This is a genomic window from Bacillus cereus group sp. BceL291, assembly GCF_051776705.1.
GTDB lineage: Bacteria > Bacillota > Bacilli > Bacillales > Bacillaceae_G > Bacillus_A > Bacillus_A cereus.
Genome location: NZ_JBPWAP010000002.1, coordinates 136,685 through 157,533, shown reverse-complemented (window position 1 = coordinate 157,533; position 20,849 = coordinate 136,685). Strand labels below are relative to the sequence as shown.

Genomic DNA, 20,849 nt, shown 5'->3' with positions numbered 1-20,849 from the left:
ACTCCTTCTTTTTTTATTATCATTATATATAAACTATGTTAAAATTGTCATGTTTTTATTCAAGAATGATTTTTAATATATTAGGGGAGAGGAAATGGATGAGTGAATGCTCATTCGGAATTCACATGAAGTATGAAGTGGTATTTTCTTTTTATTGCTGAGAATTTAAGTGAAGGGTTGAAAGTTGTATGACATCAAATAATGAACGAGAAGATATTTCTCAATCTTTAAAAGTATTTATTGCATTATCTCGTGTACATCGTTCTGTTATGGATACTACAAATAAATCTATACAAAGTAACGGGTTAAATCCAACTGAATTTGCTGTATTAGAACTGCTATATCATAAAGGCGGTCAACCACTCCAGCAAATTGGTGAGCGCATTTTAATAGCTAGTGGCAGCATTACATATGTTGTAGATAAGTTGGAGAAAAAGGGATTAGTAAAGAGAATCCCATGTCCGAATGACAGACGTGTTATTTACGCGCAATTAACTGAGTCTGGCGAGAACTTTATTGCTTCTATTTTTCCGGGGCATGAGAAAGTTATACATCAGTCTTTTGAAATGTTAACGAAAGATGAAAAAGATGAATTACTTGATTTATTAAAAAAAATTGGGAAGTATGAAAAATAATATGTTCCAAAGGAGCTTTGGATAAATAAATCCAAGGCTTTTTTATTTGTAATGAACTCATGGCAGTCACTGCCGAAATTTGTTGAAAATTAAGAGGGGATTCGAGAATACGTATTGAATTATAATAAAGGTATGTAATGGAGAGGAGGCTCGTTCATGTCATTTAAAGACTATGAATATAAACGCCCAAATATTGAAGAGTTAAAAGAGAAATTTACTGTTGCTTTAGAGAAGTTTGATAACGCAAAAACTGTAGAAGAACAAAAACAAGTCATTCATTCAATTAATGAGATTCGCAACGATTTTGGTACAATGGGAAACCTTTGTTACATTCGCCATTCTGTTGATACGACGGATACTTTTTATAAGGAGGAGCAGGATTTCTTTGATGAATTCTCTCCAGTTGTACAAGGATATGGTACAAAATATTATAAGGCACTCATTAATTCTCCATTTCGTGAAGAATTAGAGGCGTATTATGGAAAACAATTATTTGCTCTAGCAGAATGTGATTTAAAAACATATTCAGATGAAGTCGTGAAAGATTTACAATTAGAAAATAAATTATCATCGCAATATACACAGTTATTAGCATCTGCAAAAATTGACTTTGCTGGAGAAGAAAGAACGTTATCGCAACTGATTCCGTTTATGCAAGGAAAAGAAAGAAGCGAACGTAAAGCAGCAAGTGAAGCATACTACGGATTTTTAGCTGGAAATGAGGAAGAACTAGATCGTATTTATGATGAGCTTGTTAAAGTGAGAACGAAAATCGCAAAATCTTTAGGTTTCAAAACCTTTGTTGAACTTGGATATGCAAGAATGTACCGTACAGATTATAATGCGGAGATGGTGGCTAATTACCGTCAGCAAGTGCTAGATTATATCGTTCCCGTTACAACGGAATTAAGAAAGCGACAACAAGCACGTATCGGTGTAGAGAAGTTAGCTTATTACGACGAAAACTTTGAGTTTGCTACAGGTAACCCAACTCCAAAAGGAGATGCGGATTGGATTGTTGATCATGGAAAGACAATGTATAAAGAGTTATCGATTGAAACAGATGAATTTTTCAATTTCATGCTAGATAATGATTTATTAGATTTAGTTGCGAAAAAAGGAAAAGCTGGTGGCGGATATTGTACATATATTGAGAATTATAAAGCGCCATTTATTTTCTCAAACTTCAATGGAACATCTGGTGACATTGATGTATTAACACATGAAGCAGGTCATGCTTTCCAAGTATATGAAAGTCGTAAATTTGAAATTCCAGAATATAATTGGCCAACATATGAGGCATGTGAAATCCACTCTATGAGTATGGAATTCTTTACATGGCCATGGATGAAGCTATTCTTTGAAGAAGATGCAGATAAATATTACTTCTCTCACTTAAGTTCAGCACTTCTGTTTTTACCTTATGGTGTATCTGTTGATGAATATCAACATTATGTATATGAAAATCCTGAAGCATCACCTGAAGAGCGTAAGACAGCATGGCGTAACATAGAGAAGAAATATTTACCACATCGTGATTATGAGGATAATGATTATTTAGAGCGCGGTGGTTTTTGGCAACGTCAAGGGCATATTTATAGCTCACCGTTCTATTATATTGATTACACGCTTGCTCAAATTTGTGCGCTACAATTTTGGAAACGTGCAAGAGATAATAGACAAGAGGCTTGGGAAGATTATGTGAATCTGTGCCAACAAGGTGGAAGTAAATCGTTCTTAGAATTAGTAGAAGTTGCAAATTTAACATCACCATTTGCTGAAGGCTGTGTGAAAAGTGTTATTACAGAAATTGAAGCATGGTTACATGCGATTGACGACACAAAATTGTAAAAAACATGCGCTTTTTTTCACATGTTTAACATCGACATAATGGGAAAATGATGAGATAATAAAAGAAAATTCAGAATACTAAAGAGGTGTTTCTAATAAGGAGCACCTCTTTTCACAAACAAAAGGGGGGAACAAGTATGCTTCAATCTAATATGGATGTAAGTTTAGAAAGTTTAGTAAACTCATTACAGTCTACTCGAAGCACGCTATTATCAGAAATTGAGATGTTAAATGACACAGAAGTGAATGTAAAGCCACGCCGTGATAAATGGAGCATTATTCAAATTTTACACCACTTGCATTTAGTTGAACAATCTGTCACGTCTGCCCTTGTATATGCTTTACAAAAAAAGGAAAGAAACATGACTCCATTTAAAGACCTCCAACTTACGCTTGATCGCACACATAAACGAGAAGCTCCTCAGCAAATGCAACCAACAGAAACTTTAATGAAAAAACAGCAAGGAATTCAATTGCTAGAACATTCACGCCAAGAACTATTACACGCGCTTCATAGTGTTATAGATGAAAAAGATTTATTTGAAAATGGATTAAAGCATCCTGTTTTTAATGATCTGAATTTGTATCAATGGGTTCAATTTCTTGATTTGCATGAACAAAGACATCTTACGCAGTTAAAAGAGGCGAAACATGCAATTTTGCAACGCTAAAGTGGAAGAAGTGGGAAACCACTTCTTTTTTGATACGTGCATAGTTTTCTTTCTTATTTTGGAATACTACATGGAGAAAGAAAAGAAGGAGTTGAAAAAACATGTCTAAGAAGAAGCGAGAAGAAGAGCGCGCCTGGAAAGCACGTAAAGAAAATCAACAACCGCACGGAAAAGTGAAAGCTTTTGCTGAATTAGTTGAAGGAACAGAAAAAACGTGATGAGTATTTCATCACGTTTTTTGTATGAGTGGAAAAGTTAATAAAAAGGTTGTACCGATTCCTTTTTCACTTATAATATCAATTTTTCCATTCATAGCTTGAACAACACTGAATACGACCATCATTCCAAGTCCAGTACCTTTTTCTTTCGTTGAATAAAAAGGAGAGCCAAGACGTTTTACTTGTTCTGAATCCATACTGACTCCTGTATCTTTTATATATAACTGAATATGCTTATGATCAGGAACTAATGTGAAATAAAGATCACCGCCTTTTGGCATAGCCTCAATGCAATTTTTTAAAATATTTAATAAACATTGATTTAGTTTTTGCTTTTCACCAGCGATAAAAAAAGAAGTGCTTTGCTTTATATAATGAGTACGTACATTTGTTAAATTAGTAAGCGGTGTAATTAACGACAATGCATGTAGTAATTCTTCTTCTAACTGTAATGTTTGTTCTTTTTCAATGCTTGGTTTAGCAAAGGTTAAATAATCTGTAAGAACATGATTTGCTTGTTCGATGCCGTTAATGGCAATGTCGATATACAATTTTCGTTCCTGCTCAGTACAGGTATCTGATTGTAACAGTTGTAAAAAACCTTTCGTTGAAGTTAATGGATTGCGAATTTCATGAGAGATAGACGCTGCCATTTCACCAATTAAATGAAACTTTTCAGCATTTATAAGTTCGTTTTGGAGACGAACTTGAGTTTGTAATATGTGCAGTAAATATAAAATTAGAATCGTACCAAGCATTGAACATAACTCATACACAATAATATGCAGTATATAATCAGTCTTATTTGTAACCTTTGAAAGGAAGAAGGGTATCCAACTAAATCCGTATGTGAGACTGTAGATAATAGCAAGTGTTATTTTTATACGATTAGAAGTTTGATTAAAAAATTTATATGTTAATAGTAGAACAATAAATAGAAGAACAGAACCGATAAGAGATGGGAAAACACCTACCCCACCTAATAATAAGCGATATATGTTTAATACAACTAAGATAGAACCACCAGCAATAGGCCCTCCCGTTAATGTACCGACAATTAATACAATATGGCGCATATCAAATTGAAAACCATTATTTGTTTTTGCTGCAAATGTAATACAGAGTACGGTAGCAAGGCAACAGAGTACAATGAATATAGCTGAATTTAATTTAGGAGAGCGTTTCCCTTTTTGATTCCAAAATAAATGATATACGAGCATTGTAATCAGGATGAATAATATATTTAAAAAGAGATAAATAATAAAGGATTTCAGTGGGATGCCTCCTCTCTTCTTAGATTAAATTAATCATACTATAAAATGAAAGAAATGAAATAATAAATAGCGGAAAAATCAGAAATTTTTACGCTAGTATACAATATGTTACAATAAGCTGTGTCAATGAAAGAAGAAATTCCGTGCATCGCGCGGGAGAGGTTCGCGAACTCCCTCTATAAAAAACTATGGAAACAACAATATCCTTAGGTATTGTTTTGTTTTTTTATTGTGACAGTTCAAGAACGTTCTTTCTTCTTATTTATAGTAGAGAAGGAGAATGAGTGAAATGAAAAAAGAAAAAGCAGTTGTTGTTTTTAGTGGAGGACAAGATAGTACGACATGTTTATTTTGGGCAATAGAGCAGTTTGCAGAGGTAGAAGCTGTAACGTTTAATTACAATCAACGTCATAAGCTAGAAATTGATTGTGCAGCGGAAATTGCAAAAGAACTAGGAATAAAGCATACGGTACTAGATATGAGTCTATTAAATCAACTTGCTCCAAATGCGTTAACCAGAACGGATATGGAGATTACACATGAAGAAGGTGAATTGCCATCGACATTTGTAGATGGACGAAATTTACTCTTCTTATCATTTGCTGCTGTATTAGCAAAACAAGTTGGAGCACGTCATATTGTAACGGGTGTATGTGAAACTGATTTCAGTGGTTATCCAGACTGCCGTGACGTGTTTGTGAAATCGTTAAATGTTACTTTAAATTTATCTATGGATTACCCGTTTGTCATTCACACGCCACTTATGTGGATTGATAAGGCTGAAACATGGAAATTATCAGATGAACTTGGAGCATTTGAGTTTGTTCGAGAAAAAACATTAACATGTTATAACGGAATCATTGGTGATGGTTGCGGTGAATGTCCAGCATGTCAACTTCGTAAAGCAGGATTAGATACGTACCTACAAGAACGCGAAGGAGCGAATAACTAATGGATAACTTTTTTGGATTTCGCATCGTAGAGAATTTGCAAAAAATGGACAAGGATATTCAGCGTAAACAACTCAAATACCATAATAAAAGAGTAATGGTCAGCAAGGAATTTACATTTGATGCAGCACACCATTTACACTGTTATGAAGGGAAATGTAAAAACTTACACGGTCACACATATAAAGTTGTATTTGGAATTAGTGGATATGTAAATGAAATAGGTCTTGCAATTGACTTTGGAGATATAAAAGAAATTTGGAAAAATGAAATCGAAATTTATCTAGATCATCGTTATTTAAACGAAACGTTACCTGCAATGAATACGACTGCTGAAAATATGGTCGTTTGGATTTATGAAAAGATGGCAGAAGCACTAACAAAAGAGAATCGAGTGAACGAATATAAAGGAGCTCGCGTTGAATTTGTTCGTCTATTTGAGACGCCGACTAGTTATGCGGAAGTAAGACGGGAGTGGATGCTTGATGAGTAAAATCCCTGTCTTAGAAATATTCGGTCCGACTATTCAAGGTGAAGGAATGGTTGTAGGGCAAAAAACAATGTTTATCCGTACAGCTGGTTGTGATTATAGCTGTGCTTGGTGTGATTCTGCTTTTACGTGGGATGGATCAGCTAAAGATCAAATTAGACAGATGACACCAGAAGATATTTGGGATGAGCTTGTTGCAATTGGAGGAGAAAATTTTTCTCATGTTACGATTTCAGGTGGAAATCCGGCATTACTGAAAAATATTGAGTTTCTTCTTTCTATATTAAAAGAAAATGGAATGCGAACGGCAATTGAAACGCAAGGGAGTAAATGGCAAGATTGGTTACTTCAAATTGATGAGGTAACAATTTCTCCAAAACCACCAAGTTCAACGATGAAAACAGATTTTCATAAGTTAGATGCTATTATTCAGAAACTAGCAGGAAAAGATATTAGTTTAAAAGTAGTAGTATTCGATGATCATGATTTTGAATATGCAGTTAAGATGCACGAACGTTATCCAAAGGTACCATTTTTCTTACAAGTAGGAAACGATGATACAAAAACAGTGGATGATGCGATGCTTATAAAAAAATTATTAGATAAGTATGAATGGCTGATTGATAAAGCTGTAAATTGTAAAGAGATGAATGATGCAAAAGTATTGCCTCAGCTTCATGCGTTAGTATGGGGAAATAAGCGCGGCGTATAACGAGAAGGGATGTTTAAAATGACAGGAAGATTAGATGAAGATTTAAAAGATGTAACATTACTAGGGAATCAAAATACAAAATATTTATTTGAATATAGCCCAGAAATATTAGAGGTATTTGATAATAATCATCCAAACCGTGATTATTTTGTAAAATTCAATTGTCCTGAATTTACAAGTTTATGCCCGAAAACAGGACAACCAGATTTTGCAACAATTTATATTAGCTATATTCCAGAGCAAAAAATGGTAGAGAGTAAATCTTTAAAGTTGTATTTATTTAGTTTCCGCAATCATGGTGATTTCCACGAAGATTGCATGAACGTTATTATGAACGATTTAATTAAATTAATGGATCCGCGTTATATTGAGGTATGGGGGAAATTCACACCACGTGGTGGCATTTCAATTGATCCATACTGCAACTACGGGCGCCCAGGTACGAAGTATGAACAAATGGCTGACTACCGCATGATGAACCACGATCTATATCCGGAAACAATTGATAATCGTTAATAGAAAGAAAGGGCCTGTATAGTATACAGGCCCTTTCTTTCTATTATATTATGCATTTTGATTAATGACAGTATAGTTTTTATGACTTACAACTGTAAGAGGTTCCATATCTAGTTCTCTAAAATTCTTCATAATTGTTATATCAACAATAACAGAGTTTTGATTTACTTTTTGAACACGGCCTTGCATTCCACCTTTAAATTCGATGATATCTCCAGTTTCTGCGATCTGCATAAGCAACTCTCCTTGTTACAGTTTTCCCAAAAAAAGAATAAATTTGGGTTTTTTTATTTCCTCCTATTTTGAACCATATTTCCTACTTTGTAAATGTTTCCAAAGTAAAAATTCGAAAAATATTCACTTTTTGTAAGAAAATATGTAGAAAATCCATGTTTTTTAGAAAAAATAGCAAAAATGCGAGAATCTTTATATCGAGGTATAATGAAAAAGTAGAATAACCTGCTGAAGTGGGAGAAATTAGAGGCGGTAAAATGATGTTTGAATTTGTGGGGAGTGTTATAGCTTTAATTTTATTTTTATTTTCTTATATGCATTTAAAAAAGATTCGTCAATATGATACGAGTACATATTTTGATGGGATGGATGGTATCCATGCTTCGATAACACATGATAGTGGTGGGGAGATGTAAAGGTATATAACTTTATTTTCTTGCGTGGTATGATGTTTAGAACTAGTGCATAATAGAGTTCATAAGTGATGAATGGAGAGTGAAAAGAATGAAGATTTCTTTTATTCGTCATGGTTGTTTAAGTCGTATAAGAGAACCGATGACAATTAATTCATTTCACGAATGGATGAAACAGTATGATTCCGAGTCAATGATACAAAAAGCTAAAATGCCGATAGAAACAATAGAGGCAATTGAAGCAGCGAAATTTGTCTTAACAAGTGATCAAAGGCGTGCTGTACAATCAGCAGCTGAATTGACGGATTCTTTATCTTTTATGCAAAATTCTCTTTTTAGAGAAGCTGAAGTTCCTTCATGCTTTTTTGCTCCGAAGTGGTTGAAATGCACAATTAAGGTATGGATGTTCATTGGACGAACATTATGGATACTTGGCTACCATAAAGATGTTGAGTCTTATAAGGAAGTAAGAGAGAGGGTAAAGCAAGCGGCTTACCTGTTACATCGTTATGCTCTCGTACATGGAAGTATAGCTCTTGTAGGTCATAATTATGTGAATGTAATGATTGGTGCCGAACTGAGAGCGATGGGATGGTCTGGTTCTCCTATTTTGCACAGAGAGCCATGGGGATGTACAACATATACGTTTCACGAGGCGATGGATGGAAATATATTAAATACAAATTTAACATAAAAGCACACGATTTATATAAATCGTGTGCTTTTATGTTAAGATATAGAAATTTTGACGTTTAATGGTTTTACGAGATGAGCATAAGGTTCCCCTACTAGCATAACAATTTCATCTTTTTTATAACCTAACTTTTCGTATAGTGAATAGGCGCGTTTGTTTTCTAAATTAACAAGTAAAGCGATTTTTTTATGCCCTTTTTCAGTTGCATAGATTTCGGCAGCTTCAATTAATTTAGAACCTATACCTTTTCCGCCGTGTGCACTTGAAACTGATAATGTATCAATGTAATACTCATCAAGCTCAGCTTCTTTTTCTAACGTAATTGATTCATCTTTATGTAATGCTCTTAAGTGATGTACAATTGGTGCGTCAAGCTGTGTTGCTTCACTACCGTGATAAGCGACAATAATTCCAACTGCACTCTCGTCTTGTTCATAGACAAAACAGTTTTCGTAGCTCAGACGGTTATTTTCTTTTGAGAACCATGTCTCAAGTCCTAGTAATACTTCTGCTTCAACTGTGCTACCTGTGATTTTTTCAGCAATTTCATGCAGAGCATTATACAATAAAGGAGCTATTGCCATTGCATCTGTCTTTTTTGCTTTCCGAATCATAGTATCCCTCCTAGTTCTATTTGTATATTGTAGCATAGTGGTATGGAACTTTGCATAATTGAATGCCGAAATGTTTGATATAGAGAAGTAGCTATGTTAGTATATGATATTTAGTGGACATATAGTAAAACAATATTGTTTGCGAAATAACGAAAATAAAATCATGGCATAACAACGAGATAAAGTGAAACGTTAATCAGTAAGATTTTTTGTTCATTCTACGACTGATTAGTAGTCAACACCAATCGGACTACCTGCAAATAGCGGGATAAATTTACAGTTGTTGACCTATAGAATATAAGATAAAATAAAATATTGCAGAGAGGTGAAATACATGGATAAAGAATTAGCAAATACAATTTTAGATCAGCTAAAAAATGGTGAAATAAAGGAGTATGTTGTTACGAAAGATGTATTTTATACGTTCAGAGAAGTTGTTGTAAATAGAGAAGACTTTAAGCATTTCATTGGTAACGCACAGCGAGGCGGGCAAGTGATTTATACATATTCAGAAACGCCACGTTCATAAAGGAGAATTTTGATCAGCAGGGCATCTCTCACTGATTAGTAGCCTTCACCAAACGGACGTTTCATGCGGGATAAATAAAAGATAAAGGAGAGGGGAATTATGGGCGATTTTAAACAAGGCATTTTACCACATTGGGATTATATGTGGAAAGATAGAGCCGGCAATCGATTTATGGGAATGGTTATGTATCCAGAGAAACGAAAATGTTCAGCAAAAATGCTTCAGAAAATAAAAAGAGCATATGAAGAAGCAATAGAAATTAAAGTAACTGTACAAGTTCAACATACATATCAGTACGTAGAAGGACTGATTGTATACTTTGATGAAGAGGCTCCTGTATGTACAATGCTTGATAAAGATGAAAATCCACATCATATATTTGTAAAAGATATTTTGCGCATTGAGTACTCTGAATAAACTTTTCATAAATAAATTGAAGTTCCATAATAATAATCTTTTTCTATAATAGTTATCTTTTAGTATGTAACGAAAAACGAAAGTATATGTATAATATATTTAATAAGGTAAATTTGATAAATGTAATCGTTTTTTAGAGCAGATTATAGTTTCATATCTGTTCTTTTTTGCGTGATGCTGGAGAAATATATTTCTTCAGCATCTACCGTTTTATGACAAAATATATTGTTAACTTTTTTAAAAATAAGGTTAAATTCGTTGACAACTTTTTTGAAAAGCACTTTATTGACATGAGTTTTAGAATGTTGTTTCATAGTCATTGTATTGAAAAAAAACGGCTATCATGTCGAAAAGTAAAAGTTAAAAAAAGAAAGAATTTATACATATATCTTGTGTCTTATTTTGAAACGTAATACAATATATAGAGAAATCAAGAACAACATATAGAGAATATAGATTTGAGAGGGAGGGTCGGAAATGTTAGTTGCATATGATTCTATGACAGGAAACGTGAAGCGTTTCATTCACAAATTAAATATGCCGGCCGTTCAAATTGATGAAGATCTAGTAATAGATGAAGACTTTATTCTTATTACGTATACAACAGGTTTTGGAAATGTACCAGAACGTGTTTTAGACTTTTTAGAGCGCAATAATGAAAAATTAAAAGGCGTATCTGCAAGCGGCAATCGTAACTGGGGAGACATGTTCGGTGCAAGTGCTGACAAGATTTCTACTAAATATGAAGTGCCTATTGTATCAAAATTTGAGTTATCTGGAACAAATAACGATGTAGAATATTTTAAGGAAAGGGTGCGGGAGATTGCGACACATTGAACTGAATAATGAAATCACGCAAATGCAGGACGGTTTTTATCAGCTTCATAAAGATAAAGAGGCATTAGAAGTCTTTATGGAAGAAGCTAGAGAGAATACCGTTCCTTTTAATAGCGTGGCAGAGCGAATGGAGTATATGAAAGAACATGATTACTATTACAACGTTCTGGACGAGTATAGCTTGGAGGAAGTAGAGGAAGTATATAACATCGCTTATGGTGAAAACTTCGAGTTCCAATCTTATATGGCAGCATCTAAGTTCTACAAAGATTATGCGTTAAAAACGAATGATCAAAAACAATACTTAGAAAGCTATGAAGATCGTGTAGCAATTGTTTCATTATACTTAGGACGCGGTGATGTTTCGAAAGCAAGACAATTCGCAAGCATGATTGTAAAACAAAACTACCAACCAGCGACACCAACCTTTTTAAATGCGGGAAGAAGCAGAAGAGGAGAAATGGTGTCTTGTTTCTTGTTAGAGATGGATGATAGCTTAAATTCAATTGGCTTTAACATTAATACTGCGATGCAATTATCAAAAATCGGCGGGGGAGTAGCTTTAAACTTATCTAAGCTACGCGCACGTGGTGAGCAAATTAAAGGTATCGACAACGCTGCAAGTGGCGTAGTACCTGTTATGAAATTGCTTGAAGATTCGTTTTCATATGCGAATCAGCTTGGCCAACGAAAAGGTGCCGGTGCAGTATATTTAAACATTTTCCATTGGGATATTATTGAATTCCTTGATACAAAAAAAATAAATGCCGATGAGAAGAGCCGTATTCAGTCTCTATCAATCGGAATTATCGTTCCAAGTAAGTTCTTTGAGCTTGCTGAGAAAAACGAACCTTTCCATGTTTTCGCGCCTTATACGGTTTATAAAGAATATGGCAAGCATTTAGATGATATTGACATTGATGAAATGTACGATGAATTAATGAGCAATCCGAAAGTGAAGAAGAAGCCACTAGATATTAGTGCACGTGATATGCTTATTAAAATCGCTATGATTCAGCTTGAGTCTGGTTACCCATACTTAATGTTTAAATCAAATGCAAATAATCAACATCCATTGAAGGATATTGGAACTGTGAAGATGTCGAACTTATGTACAGAAATCTTCCAGCTTCAAGAAACTTCAGAAATAAATGATTACGGTACAGATGACATTATCCGTCGTGATATTAACTGTAACTTAGGATCGTTAAATATCGTAAACGTAATGGAAAATAAAGAAATTCGTGAAGCAGTTCATGCGGGAATGGAAGCTTTAACAGCTGTTTCTGATATGACGATTATTCCGAATGCACCAACTGTGAAAAAAGCAAATGACGAGCTTCATTCAGTTGGACTTGGAGCAATGAACTTACACGGATATTTAGCAAAAAATAAAATCGCTTATGAAAGTGCAGAAGCGAAAGAATTCGCTCGTACATTCTTTATGATGTTAAATTACTATTCTATTGAGAAAAGTATGGAAATCGCTACAGAAAAAGGCGAGACATTTAAAGACTTCGATAAATCTGATTATGCGAATGGCACATACTTCGAAAAGTATGAAACGACAGATTACAGTCCTGTAACTGAAAAAGTTCAGCAACTATTTGAAGGAATTCATATTCCGACAAAAGAAGATTGGACAAGTTTAAAAGAGCAAGTGCAGAAGAATGGTTTATACAACTCATATCGTCTTGCCATTGCTCCAACACAATCAATCAGTTACGTTCAAAATGCAACTTCAAGCGTAATGCCGATCGTAAGTCAAATCGAATCAAGAACATATGCGAATGCGACAACATATTATCCAATGCCGTATTTATCAAAAGATACGTTCTGGTACTATAAATCTTCTTACGATATGAATCAGTTTAAATTAATTGATTTAATCGCAGAAATTCAAGAACATATTGACCAAGGAATTAGTACAATTCTTTACGTTAATAGTGATATTTCAACACGTGAATTAGCACGTTACTACATCTATGCACATAAAAAAGGCTTAAAGAGTCTGTATTATACGAGAACACGTAAATTAAGCGTGGAAGAGTGTGTGGCTTGTACCGTTTAATGGCATATTGCCATACTAAATGAATAACCCAATAGTATGAGCAGGGTTATGAACCCTGCTCATACTTGGTTTGTTCTACTAAACGGTTAGCTTTTCATTGTTAGATGGAAATTTAACCGTTCAGTAGAACAATAATAGATATAGGGGTGATTCAATGCGCGCTGTTAACTGGAATAAAAAGGAAGATGATTTCAGTTTAATGTTTTGGAAGCAAAACATCGCTCAGTTTTGGACAGAAGAAGAAATCGCGGTTTCGTCTGACAAAAATACTTGGGTGCAATTATCGAAAGAAGAGCAAATTGCTTATAAGCGTGTATTAGGTGGTTTAACACTTTTAGATACGAAACAAGGTGGCGAAGGAATGCCACTTGTACTTGTTCATCTTGAAAATTTACAAGCGAAAAGTGTATTAGCTTTCATGGGAGCTATGGAAGAAGTACATGCGAAAAGTTATAGTCACATTTTCACAACATTAGCTACAGAAGAAGAAATTGATGATATTTTTGACTGGGTAGACAATCATCCGTTACTTGAGAAAAAAGCTGGTATTATTACTAGTTACTATCGTCGTTTATTAAAGCCTGAAGTAACGAAAAAAGAGTTATACATGGCAATGGTAGCAAGTGTGTTCTTAGAAAGTTACTTATTCTATAGTGGATTTTTCTATCCACTTTACTTAGCTGGTCAAGGTAAACTGACGGCAAGTGGTGAAATTATTAACCTTATTATCCGTTAACTTATGGCGGCTTTTGGTAGAGATACCAATTGAAAAACCCTTTTAATTGCTGGGACCCCCTATTGTAAATTTATCTGTATTATTATTGATGAATATATGCATTCAGGTTATTCTCTAACTATCAATAGATGGAAAGGAGAATAGCTGATAGGGCAATCAGCAGCGAAGCCTTTATCTAGCGATAACATGTACGGAATTTACTATTTAAAAATCAATGGGAAGTATTATATTGGTAAAGATGTGAACGTTTCAAATTTAAAACGAATTAGGGAACATATGTGGATGTTAAAGAGTGGTACACATTATAATAGGTATTTACAAGCAGTATACTGTAAATATGAATCCACTTTAGAATATGGAATTCTAGAGGAAATAGAATGTTCATTGGAAGAATTGAGTGAGATTGAGCAACAGTATATTTGGCTGTATGATTCTTATAATAATGGCTATAACTTGACGTTAGGCGGAGAAGGATTGGGTGGAATTAAATTCACTGAAGAACAATTAGAGAAGAAAAGGCAACGTGTTATAGGTGAAAAAAATCCACAATCAAAAATTACAGATGCACAATTTTTTGAGATTGTAGAACTACTAAAGTGCGGAAAGACAAATCCAGAAATTGCTGATATGTATAATCTTCATCCTAATTATGTATCTTTAATTCGACATAAGAAACGTTATAAATATCTTTGGGGAAAAGTGCAAAATTATATGCCGGTTAAATCTGAACACCAACTGAAAACAAGGGGACGTGTGACTCTTGAAATGTTTTTGGATATCGTTCAGATGCTACAAGCCGGTGAATCTAATGCATCCATTGAAAGAAAACATGGGTTATCGAGCGGCACAGGAAGCCGTATCAGACATCGAAAACTGTATAAACAGTGGTGGGTGCGATACGTAGATAAAGGAACGTTCAACGACTATCCCAATGGCGGTGAAATTCCGCAAGAGGAGTAGGGCCAAGCGGTGGGTGAGAATCCCTTAAATCGAAATGGAGGGCTACCTGAGAAGGTAGATGATATAGTCTCTTCTTACAGGAAACTGTAAGCTGTATAAACGGCATAGGAGTAGCGAACTTATGTGAAGGTAAAAGGATGAGTCAATTCACGGCGTATTCGTCGGTATTTTAGCACAACAAATCTTCGCAGAACTTTCTGTAGAAGAGCAACAAGAAGTGCAAAAAGAAACACAAGAGTTATTAATGGAACTATATGAAATTGAAATGGCCTATACAGAAGAAATTTACACTTCTATCGGTCTTGTAGAAGATGTAAATCGTTTCGTTCGTTACAATGCAAATAAAGGGCTTATGAACTTAGGACTTGAGCCGAAGTTTGAAGAAGAAGAAATTAACCCAATCGTTTTAAATGGTTTACGTACAGATACGAAAAACCATGATTTCTTCTCTGTAAAAGGAAATGGTTACGTAAAAGCAACGAACGTTGAAAAGTTAGCTGACGATGACTTCGTGTTTAACTTTTAATATAGGATTATAAGGAAAAGCTGTCTTATTGATTGATAAGACAGCTTTTCTTTATAATTTTGTTTACATAACACTATTATTTTTGTATAGCGATTTATATTTGGGAAGTTCTATTCGGTTAACGGATAGAACTTTTTTGTAATTAAATGGGTATTTACAAACCTTTTGTATCAGTGTATTATTTAACTAGTACACCGATACAAAAGGAGGGAAGAAATGAAAATAGAGTTTTCTCCAAATACACCAATTTACATTCAGGTAATGGAATACATAAAAAAGGAGATCGTAACAGGACATTTATTGCCTGGTGATAAAATTCTCTCTGTCCGTGAATTAGCGAGTGAATTACAAGTGAATCCAAATACGATTCAGCGTACATTTCAAGAGCTAGAACGGGATGGAGTTGTTGTCACACGTAGAGGAATGGGACGGTATGTAACGAATGAAGGGGAGAAAATTATGGAGCTGCGAAAAGAGATGGCGAAAGAATTACTTCATTCTTTTATAGATGGAATGGACAATTTAGGTTTTTCAGAAGAAGAAATTCTTACAATTCTTCGTTCTTCATTACATGATAAGAGGGAGGAGAGCCAATGACAGAGCTATTGAAAATAGAAAACTTATGGAAGAGATACGGATTAAAAGCAGTGATCCGTGAATTAAACATAGAGATTACGGAAGGGAAAATCGTTGGGCTTGTTGGAGATAACGGGAGCGGGAAAACGACGTTATTGAAAATGATTGCAGGCTTGCAACACCCTTCTGAAGGTAGTATTACAATAGACGGTAAAAAGGTAGGATTACAGACGAAAGAAATCGTTTCATTTATGTCTGATAAGCCAGTCTTTGATGATTGGATGACTGTAAAAGATGCTTTATTTTTTTATCGAGATTTTTATAAAGACTTCGATATTCAAAAAGCGGTAGATACGATTGCAGAATTTAAAATACCGTTAGAAGAAAAAATTACAGCATTGTCAAAAGGTATGATAGAGAAGCTGCAAATCATTTTAACATTTTCTCGAAAAGCGAAGCTATACGTACTGGATGAGCCGTTGGGCGGGATAGATCCTCTTTCTAGAGAACATGTATTGGATTTAATTCTACAGTTCTATAGGGAAGATTGTACGATATTAATTTCCACTCACTTAATAAATGAAATTGAAAATATTTTTGATGAAGTGATCTTTTTAAAAGATGGAGAAATGGTTCTATATGAAAATGTAGAAGAAATTCGTTTTCAGAGAGGAAAAGCAGTTCATGAATTGTTTAAGGAGGTGTTTAGTAAGTGAAGTCAGTACTTTCCTATTTATGGAATGTAAATAAGAAAAGATATATTGTTACTTTTTTATTCTTTGTGCTAATTGAAGCTGTGTTATTTTCACAAATGATTGTAAGAAAAAGTGATGCGGCTATCAGTAGACAAGAGGGTATATTTGGAATCATTATGATTATATTTTTCTTTTATATTGTTTATATGTTTATACAAACAATGAAATCATATTCACGCTTACTAACTAATCCAATGTTACGACTTACAGCAATATCTGGGAAACAATATGTAATTTCTATGCTTATTTTCTCATTTATCGCAATGGCTATATGGTATGGGATATGTGGAATTCTTTTCTACGTAAGTTATGTATTAGCTTTTCCTACGACTTCTGTATATGTAGAGGCAAAAGAGATTATGCAAGTAGGCATAATTAATAATTTAATATATACGATAAGCGATTTATTTGAGTTTTTGTTTAGTGTGTTACAAATCATATTAGTAATTACTCTAGTTAAGTTACTTACCAAAAAGAAAAAGGCGCAAAATATACTGATCGTTATTATTTTTCTAGTAATAAATATAGCGATTACTTTAGCGACAACCTTGCTAGGAAAATTAGCTCCAGCTTTCCAAGTATTGCGAAGAGTAGAATATCATAGTGAAAGCAAGAGTCTGTTTATTAATATGTTTCAAGAAAATGGATTTAACATTTTTAATATAAGTTTCATGGTAATGGTTAGTGCTCTAATAATATATGTAATTGCTTATATTATCGATAAAAAACTAGAAGTCTAAAGGAGGAATCAGCATTGGGAAACGTAGTAGTAAAGTTAGAGAATGTTCGAAAAAGGATTGGTGGAACGGAAATTATTCGTGGTTTATCATTTGAGGTTCGTGAAGGAGAAGTATACGGATTCCTTGGGCCGAACGGTAGCGGTAAGACGACGACGATCCGTATGATGACAGGTCTTATTTCAATGACAGAGGGCGATATTACAATTTGTGGACATAGTATTCGCTCGGAGCGTGAAAAGGCACTAGAGCAAATTGGAGCGATTGTAGAAAATCCTGAACTATATGATTATATGACAGGAATGCAAAACTTAAAGCATTTTGCGAATATGGCCATTACACCAATTAGTAAAGAGCGCATTGCTGAGATTGTAAAGCTTGTTGAATTAGAGCATGCGATTCATAAAAAGGTGAAAACATATTCACTTGGTATGAAACAACGTTTAGGAATTGCACAGGCATTACTTCATCAGCCGAAAATCTTAATTTTAGATGAGCCGACAAATGGATTAGATCCAGCTGGTATTCGCCAAATTCGTGATTATTTACAACGTTTAGCGAAAGAAGAGAATATTGCTGTAATCGTATCAAGTCACTTATTGAGTGAAATTGAATTAATGTGTGATCGCGTTGTTATTATTAAACAAGGTGAGTTTGTACAAGAGTACAACTTACATGAAAAAGTGAAACATGATGAGGCAGTCGTTGTAGCGTTTGAAGTAGATGAAGTTCAGAAAGCAAATGAAATCATTAAAGGCAAAGCAAAAGGGAATGTAATTGTAGCATCTGTAACAAAAGACAACATTCCGCAACTTGTAAAAAAACTTGTTCATGCTGATGTGCTTGTATATGGCGTTACTGTTCAAAATAAAACTTTAGAGGATGAGTTCTTAGCGATTACTGGGGGAGTGAAAGCGTAATGTTTAAATTAATTCAAAATGAATTTTTAAAGTTGCATGCGAAAAAAGGTATGTATATTTTAATTGGTGTCATTGCGGCACTCGAAATTTTAGGTACTTTAGCAATGTTGAAGTGGGGAAAAGGTGATGAGTTTAAGGGGTCATATTTAGATTATGCAAACTCAGAGATTGACTTAATTGTTTTATTTACAACGATTTTTGGGATTACACTTGCTGCCCGTACTCTTACTGATGAGTTCCAAAAAGGTACAATTAAACAATTGTTAATCCGTCCAAGAAAAAGACTTGCAGTTTTATTTTCTAAATATATTACAGTGTTATTAGCAATGTTATTTATCGTATTAGCTGGTATGCTAATTGCAATGATTATTGGCGGTATTGTAATGGATGGTAGTAAAACAGAATTAACGTTAGGAATCGTAATGAAGTCAACTTTATATCAACTACTTTCACCGTTCTTTTTTGCAACACTTGCATTTTTCCTAGCAAATGTCTTTAGAAAATCTGTATTACCATTAATTATTACGATGTTCCTATTCTTCTTACAAGGTGCAATTAATATGGTATTAATAATGTTTGCAAAAGGTGTAGCGAAGTTTGTAGTATTCAACCATTTGGATTTAAGAGCTTACGATAGTAATAAATTAATCAATGGTGGAATGGAACCAACATTTACAGAATTTACGTTTACAACTTCATTATTACTTGTAGTTGCATACTTTGTTGTGTTACTTGTAGCATCAAGTGCATTATTCCAAAAACGTGACGTATTATAATAAAAGAAATCCCCGCTTGTAAAAACGGGGATTTTTATTACATAAAATTCACTTAGATTGCAACAAGTATGCAATTTTTCGGTGGAGAAGAAAGTGGTACAATCTCAATTACTGAATTACAAGCGCAAAGTAATTTATGGATTGGTATCGGTCTTACAGTTGTTGGATTACTTTGGTTAATTCCTTATGTTTGGAAACAATGGCGTACAGTAAAAGAAGTTGGCGTGCCACCAGTACGTTTTATAAATGAGCAAAAAGTAGTGAGTTCATCACAAGAAAATGAAGTGTATAGTCAAGTGATCGTAACCGATAGATTGATGGCCATAGAGTTACCAGATGAGGCTGTAAATAAGCTTCGGTTAGAAGAAAATGATTATGTAACAGTATCTGTAGAAGAAGATAAAATCGTTATAAAGAAAGCACATAATAGATAATTAAAAAGTAGCTCCTTAGGAGCTACTTTTTAATTTGTAATAATTTCTACACGGAAATTATTACCGTTCTTTACATATTTAATATCTGTAACAGTGCGGACCGTCTTTAAAATCTCCACTTTTTCACCAATTCGTGGGATGGTCGGAACATTGTCCCAAATACCAAGCAAGTCATCTAATTGTGCCGTTTTTTCATAAAACCAGATTTTCAATGTAAAGCCCCTTTCTCGAACTTTATGTATTTTAATACATAATATATTATTTTTATTCTTATTGTAAGGGGTTTTTTTATATTTTATGAATAAAAATAAATTAATCTTCTGGGAAGATATGTTCAATATCAGGAGTAAGAGATACTTCTGATAATACGATATGAGAAACGGTCGTTGCATATGAAGAAACATCATTGATAAATTCTTCCAGTTCAACGAGTGAAGGAACAGAAATTTTTACAATGTAGCATAAGCTTCCTGTTACTCGGTAACAAAAACTTGCAGATGGATAAGATTGAATAAACTGTTGCATACGTGTTGTATCACCATTTTTTAAAGTGATTTCTAAAATACAATCTAAAACGAGTCCTGCTTTTTTATAATCAATATCGATTGTGTATTTTTGAATAACACCTTCGCTTTCGAGCTTACGAACACGTTCTGAAGTAGATGGAGCAGATAAGTTTACTCGTTTCGCCAATTCACGCATCGAAAGGCGACTATCATTATATAATTCATTTAAAATTTTTCGATCAACACGGTCTAATTGCATTTGTAAATATACCTCCAGTAAAATAATGATTTTTGTAAAGGGAAAATATAAATTAAGATTCATATGAAATGTAAAGTGAACGTTATTTATTTTACAATAAAACAGAAGGAAATAGGAGGGGAAATGATGGAGAGAATTTCATTATCAAATGTAGGAGATACAAAGTTTCAAAAGTTATTAGGGCATAATTCGGATATATTACATTCGTGGAGTACGTTAGAAGATACACTGTACAATAAAGGAACTCTTTCAGCAGAGTTGAAGGAGCAAGTGAGAAGAACATTAGCGTATGGGAATGAATGTCCGTACTGTATGGCAAAAGGAAGACCTGATGATGTGCAAAAGGCAGAGGAGATTGGTGTAGCCGTTACTTTTGCGCATACATTTGTTCATGACCGAAAAGCAATAGATGATACTATGTTTCACGTATTAAAACAATATTGGACAGAAAAAGAAATTGTAGAGCTTTGCGCCTATGTTTGCTTTATTACTGCGTCACAACAACTTGGTTTTCTATTTCAATTACAGCCAAATTAAG

General features: G+C 34.0%; 26 protein-coding genes, 3 pseudogenes and 1 riboswitch. Of the genes and pseudogenes, 24 read left to right on the top strand and 5 right to left on the bottom strand.

Translation table 11 applies throughout. The features are described 5' to 3' along the window. Positions 1-188: 188 nt before the first annotated feature. The 4 genes from ACS2CR_RS02720 to ACS2CR_RS02705 all read left to right on the top strand — a co-directional run bounded on the left by ACS2CR_RS02720 (position 189) and on the right by ACS2CR_RS02705 (position 3,375). Positions 189-635 carry a MarR family winged helix-turn-helix transcriptional regulator gene (locus ACS2CR_RS02720; RefSeq protein WP_000203336.1) on the top strand — a complete coding sequence of 149 codons (447 nt, stop codon included), beginning with the start codon at positions 189-191 and terminating at the stop codon, positions 633-635. Positions 636-791: 156 nt separating this feature from the next. Continuing rightward, complete coding sequence (locus tag ACS2CR_RS02715) at positions 792-2,486, top strand: M3 family oligoendopeptidase (RefSeq protein ID WP_153602441.1); 1,695 nt, start codon at positions 792-794, stop codon at positions 2,484-2,486. A gap of 137 nt (positions 2,487-2,623) precedes the next feature. Continuing rightward, the gene (locus ACS2CR_RS02710) at positions 2,624-3,157 is read left to right on the top strand and encodes a DinB family protein (RefSeq protein WP_000941970.1); all 534 of its coding nucleotides are present in this window, start codon (positions 2,624-2,626) and stop codon (positions 3,155-3,157) included. A gap of 101 nt (positions 3,158-3,258) precedes the next feature. Beyond that, positions 3,259-3,375 (top strand): DUF6254 family protein, encoded by a 117-nt coding sequence (locus ACS2CR_RS02705; protein WP_000038355.1) that lies wholly within the window; start codon positions 3,259-3,261, stop codon positions 3,373-3,375. 11 nt (positions 3,376-3,386) lie between these two features. Here the strand turns inward: ACS2CR_RS02705 and kinB are convergent, their stop codons facing one another. Next, complete coding sequence (gene kinB / locus ACS2CR_RS02700) at positions 3,387-4,595, bottom strand: sporulation sensor histidine kinase KinB (RefSeq protein WP_153602442.1); 1,209 nt, start codon at positions 4,593-4,595, stop codon at positions 3,387-3,389. A 206-nt stretch (positions 4,596-4,801) separates the two neighbouring features. Beyond that, positions 4,802-4,845, top strand: a riboswitch (PreQ1 riboswitch). A gap of 93 nt (positions 4,846-4,938) precedes the next feature. Between kinB and queC the strand changes: the two genes are divergently transcribed. Genes queC through queF form a run of 4 tightly spaced genes read left to right on the top strand, consistent with a single transcriptional unit; the run spans position 4,939 to position 7,317 of the window. Then, complete coding sequence (gene queC, locus ACS2CR_RS02695) at positions 4,939-5,601, top strand: 7-cyano-7-deazaguanine synthase QueC (RefSeq protein WP_000711595.1); 663 nt, start codon at positions 4,939-4,941, stop codon at positions 5,599-5,601. After that, positions 5,601-6,092: a 6-carboxytetrahydropterin synthase QueD gene (gene queD / locus ACS2CR_RS02690; RefSeq protein ID WP_000368414.1), complete on the top strand. Its 492-nt coding sequence runs from the start codon at positions 5,601-5,603 to the stop codon at positions 6,090-6,092. The genes queC and queD overlap by 1 nt, the downstream gene beginning before the upstream one ends. Continuing rightward, the gene (queE, locus tag ACS2CR_RS02685) at positions 6,085-6,801 is read left to right on the top strand and encodes a 7-carboxy-7-deazaguanine synthase QueE (RefSeq protein ID WP_000036297.1); all 717 of its coding nucleotides are present in this window, start codon (positions 6,085-6,087) and stop codon (positions 6,799-6,801) included. Before queD ends, queE begins: the two co-directional genes overlap by 8 nt. An 18-nt stretch (positions 6,802-6,819) precedes the next feature. After that, positions 6,820-7,317 carry a preQ(1) synthase gene (gene queF, locus ACS2CR_RS02680; RefSeq protein ID WP_001986050.1) on the top strand — a complete coding sequence of 166 codons (498 nt, stop codon included), beginning with the start codon at positions 6,820-6,822 and terminating at the stop codon, positions 7,315-7,317. A 48-nt stretch (positions 7,318-7,365) separates the two neighbouring features. Here the strand turns inward: queF and ACS2CR_RS02675 are convergent, their stop codons facing one another. Then, the gene (locus ACS2CR_RS02675; RefSeq protein WP_001165082.1) at positions 7,366-7,551 is read right to left on the bottom strand and encodes a YkvS family protein; all 186 of its coding nucleotides are present in this window, start codon (positions 7,549-7,551) and stop codon (positions 7,366-7,368) included. Between the two features lie 260 nt (positions 7,552-7,811). Between ACS2CR_RS02675 and ACS2CR_RS02670 the strand changes: the two genes are divergently transcribed. Continuing rightward, positions 7,812-7,967 (top strand): hypothetical protein, encoded by a 156-nt coding sequence (locus ACS2CR_RS02670; protein WP_000461432.1) that lies wholly within the window; start codon positions 7,812-7,814, stop codon positions 7,965-7,967. An 88-nt stretch (positions 7,968-8,055) separates the two neighbouring features. Further along, the gene (locus tag ACS2CR_RS02665; protein ID WP_053513477.1) at positions 8,056-8,658 is read left to right on the top strand and encodes a phosphoglycerate mutase; all 603 of its coding nucleotides are present in this window, start codon (positions 8,056-8,058) and stop codon (positions 8,656-8,658) included. 35 nt (positions 8,659-8,693) lie between these two features. On the opposite strand, the gene ACS2CR_RS02660 is transcribed toward ACS2CR_RS02665, so the two are convergent. Continuing rightward, on the bottom strand, positions 8,694-9,272 hold the full coding sequence (locus ACS2CR_RS02660) for a GNAT family N-acetyltransferase (protein WP_000619548.1): 579 nt from the start codon (positions 9,270-9,272) through the stop codon (positions 8,694-8,696). 334 nt (positions 9,273-9,606) lie between these two features. Here ACS2CR_RS02660 and ACS2CR_RS02655 point away from each other — a divergent pair, with 334 nt between their 5' ends. The 13 genes and pseudogenes from ACS2CR_RS02655 to ACS2CR_RS02595 form a co-directional block, all read left to right on the top strand. Next, positions 9,607-9,801, top strand: coding sequence for a hypothetical protein (locus ACS2CR_RS02655; RefSeq protein WP_000356684.1), 195 nt, complete (start codon positions 9,607-9,609; stop codon positions 9,799-9,801). A gap of 99 nt (positions 9,802-9,900) precedes the next feature. Continuing rightward, a complete protein-coding gene (locus tag ACS2CR_RS02650) occupies positions 9,901-10,218 on the top strand; it encodes a hypothetical protein (protein ID WP_000502197.1) in 318 nt (105 codons plus the stop codon). Between the two features lie 477 nt (positions 10,219-10,695). Then, positions 10,696-11,055: a class Ib ribonucleoside-diphosphate reductase assembly flavoprotein NrdI gene (nrdI, locus tag ACS2CR_RS02645; protein ID WP_000959447.1), complete on the top strand. Its 360-nt coding sequence runs from the start codon at positions 10,696-10,698 to the stop codon at positions 11,053-11,055. Further along, entirely contained in the window at positions 11,042-13,126 is a 2,085-nt protein-coding gene (gene nrdE, locus ACS2CR_RS02640) for a class 1b ribonucleoside-diphosphate reductase subunit alpha (RefSeq protein WP_001215839.1), read from the top strand. The genes nrdI and nrdE overlap by 14 nt, the downstream gene beginning before the upstream one ends. A gap of 154 nt (positions 13,127-13,280) precedes the next feature. Continuing rightward, positions 13,281-13,859: pseudogene (locus ACS2CR_RS02635) on the top strand (ribonucleotide-diphosphate reductase subunit beta); the annotation flags it as partial. Between the two features lie 189 nt (positions 13,860-14,048). After that, positions 14,049-14,822, top strand: a complete 774-nt coding sequence (locus ACS2CR_RS02630; RefSeq protein WP_000274263.1) for a GIY-YIG nuclease family protein — start codon at positions 14,049-14,051, stop codon at positions 14,820-14,822. A gap of 133 nt (positions 14,823-14,955) precedes the next feature. After that, a pseudogene (locus ACS2CR_RS02625) lies at positions 14,956-15,348 on the top strand (ribonucleotide-diphosphate reductase subunit beta); the annotation flags it as partial. Positions 15,349-15,564: 216 nt separating this feature from the next. Continuing rightward, positions 15,565-15,945: a GntR family transcriptional regulator gene (locus ACS2CR_RS02620; RefSeq protein WP_053513479.1), complete on the top strand. Its 381-nt coding sequence runs from the start codon at positions 15,565-15,567 to the stop codon at positions 15,943-15,945. Further along, entirely contained in the window at positions 15,942-16,640 is a 699-nt protein-coding gene (locus ACS2CR_RS02615) for an ABC transporter ATP-binding protein (protein WP_000137747.1), read from the top strand. The genes ACS2CR_RS02620 and ACS2CR_RS02615 overlap by 4 nt, the downstream gene beginning before the upstream one ends. Beyond that, entirely contained in the window at positions 16,637-17,419 is a 783-nt protein-coding gene (locus ACS2CR_RS02610) for a hypothetical protein (protein WP_000843921.1), read from the top strand. The genes ACS2CR_RS02615 and ACS2CR_RS02610 overlap by 4 nt, the downstream gene beginning before the upstream one ends. Positions 17,420-17,433: 14 nt before the next feature. Next, positions 17,434-18,336, top strand: coding sequence for an ABC transporter ATP-binding protein (locus ACS2CR_RS02605; protein WP_000528820.1), 903 nt, complete (start codon positions 17,434-17,436; stop codon positions 18,334-18,336). Beyond that, positions 18,336-19,112 carry an ABC transporter permease gene (locus tag ACS2CR_RS02600; protein WP_438905939.1) on the top strand — a complete coding sequence of 259 codons (777 nt, stop codon included), beginning with the start codon at positions 18,336-18,338 and terminating at the stop codon, positions 19,110-19,112. Before ACS2CR_RS02605 ends, ACS2CR_RS02600 begins: the two co-directional genes overlap by 1 nt. Before the next feature lie 56 nt (positions 19,113-19,168). Beyond that, positions 19,169-19,546 (top strand): annotated as a pseudogene (locus ACS2CR_RS02595) (AbrB/MazE/SpoVT family DNA-binding domain-containing protein); the annotation flags it as partial. Positions 19,547-19,575: 29 nt separating this feature from the next. Here the strand turns inward: ACS2CR_RS02595 and ACS2CR_RS02590 are convergent. Together ACS2CR_RS02590 and ACS2CR_RS02585 are read right to left on the bottom strand one after the other, a co-directional pair. Beyond that, positions 19,576-19,758, bottom strand: a complete 183-nt coding sequence (locus ACS2CR_RS02590; protein ID WP_000707107.1) for a DUF3913 family protein — start codon at positions 19,756-19,758, stop codon at positions 19,576-19,578. Positions 19,759-19,858: 100 nt separating this feature from the next. Continuing rightward, complete coding sequence (locus tag ACS2CR_RS02585) at positions 19,859-20,311, bottom strand: Lrp/AsnC family transcriptional regulator (protein WP_001175505.1); 453 nt, start codon at positions 20,309-20,311, stop codon at positions 19,859-19,861. A gap of 126 nt (positions 20,312-20,437) precedes the next feature. Here ACS2CR_RS02585 and ACS2CR_RS02580 point away from each other — a divergent pair, with 126 nt between their 5' ends. Further along, entirely contained in the window at positions 20,438-20,848 is a 411-nt protein-coding gene (locus ACS2CR_RS02580; RefSeq protein WP_000439757.1) for a carboxymuconolactone decarboxylase family protein, read from the top strand. Position 20,849: the final 1 nt, after the last annotated feature.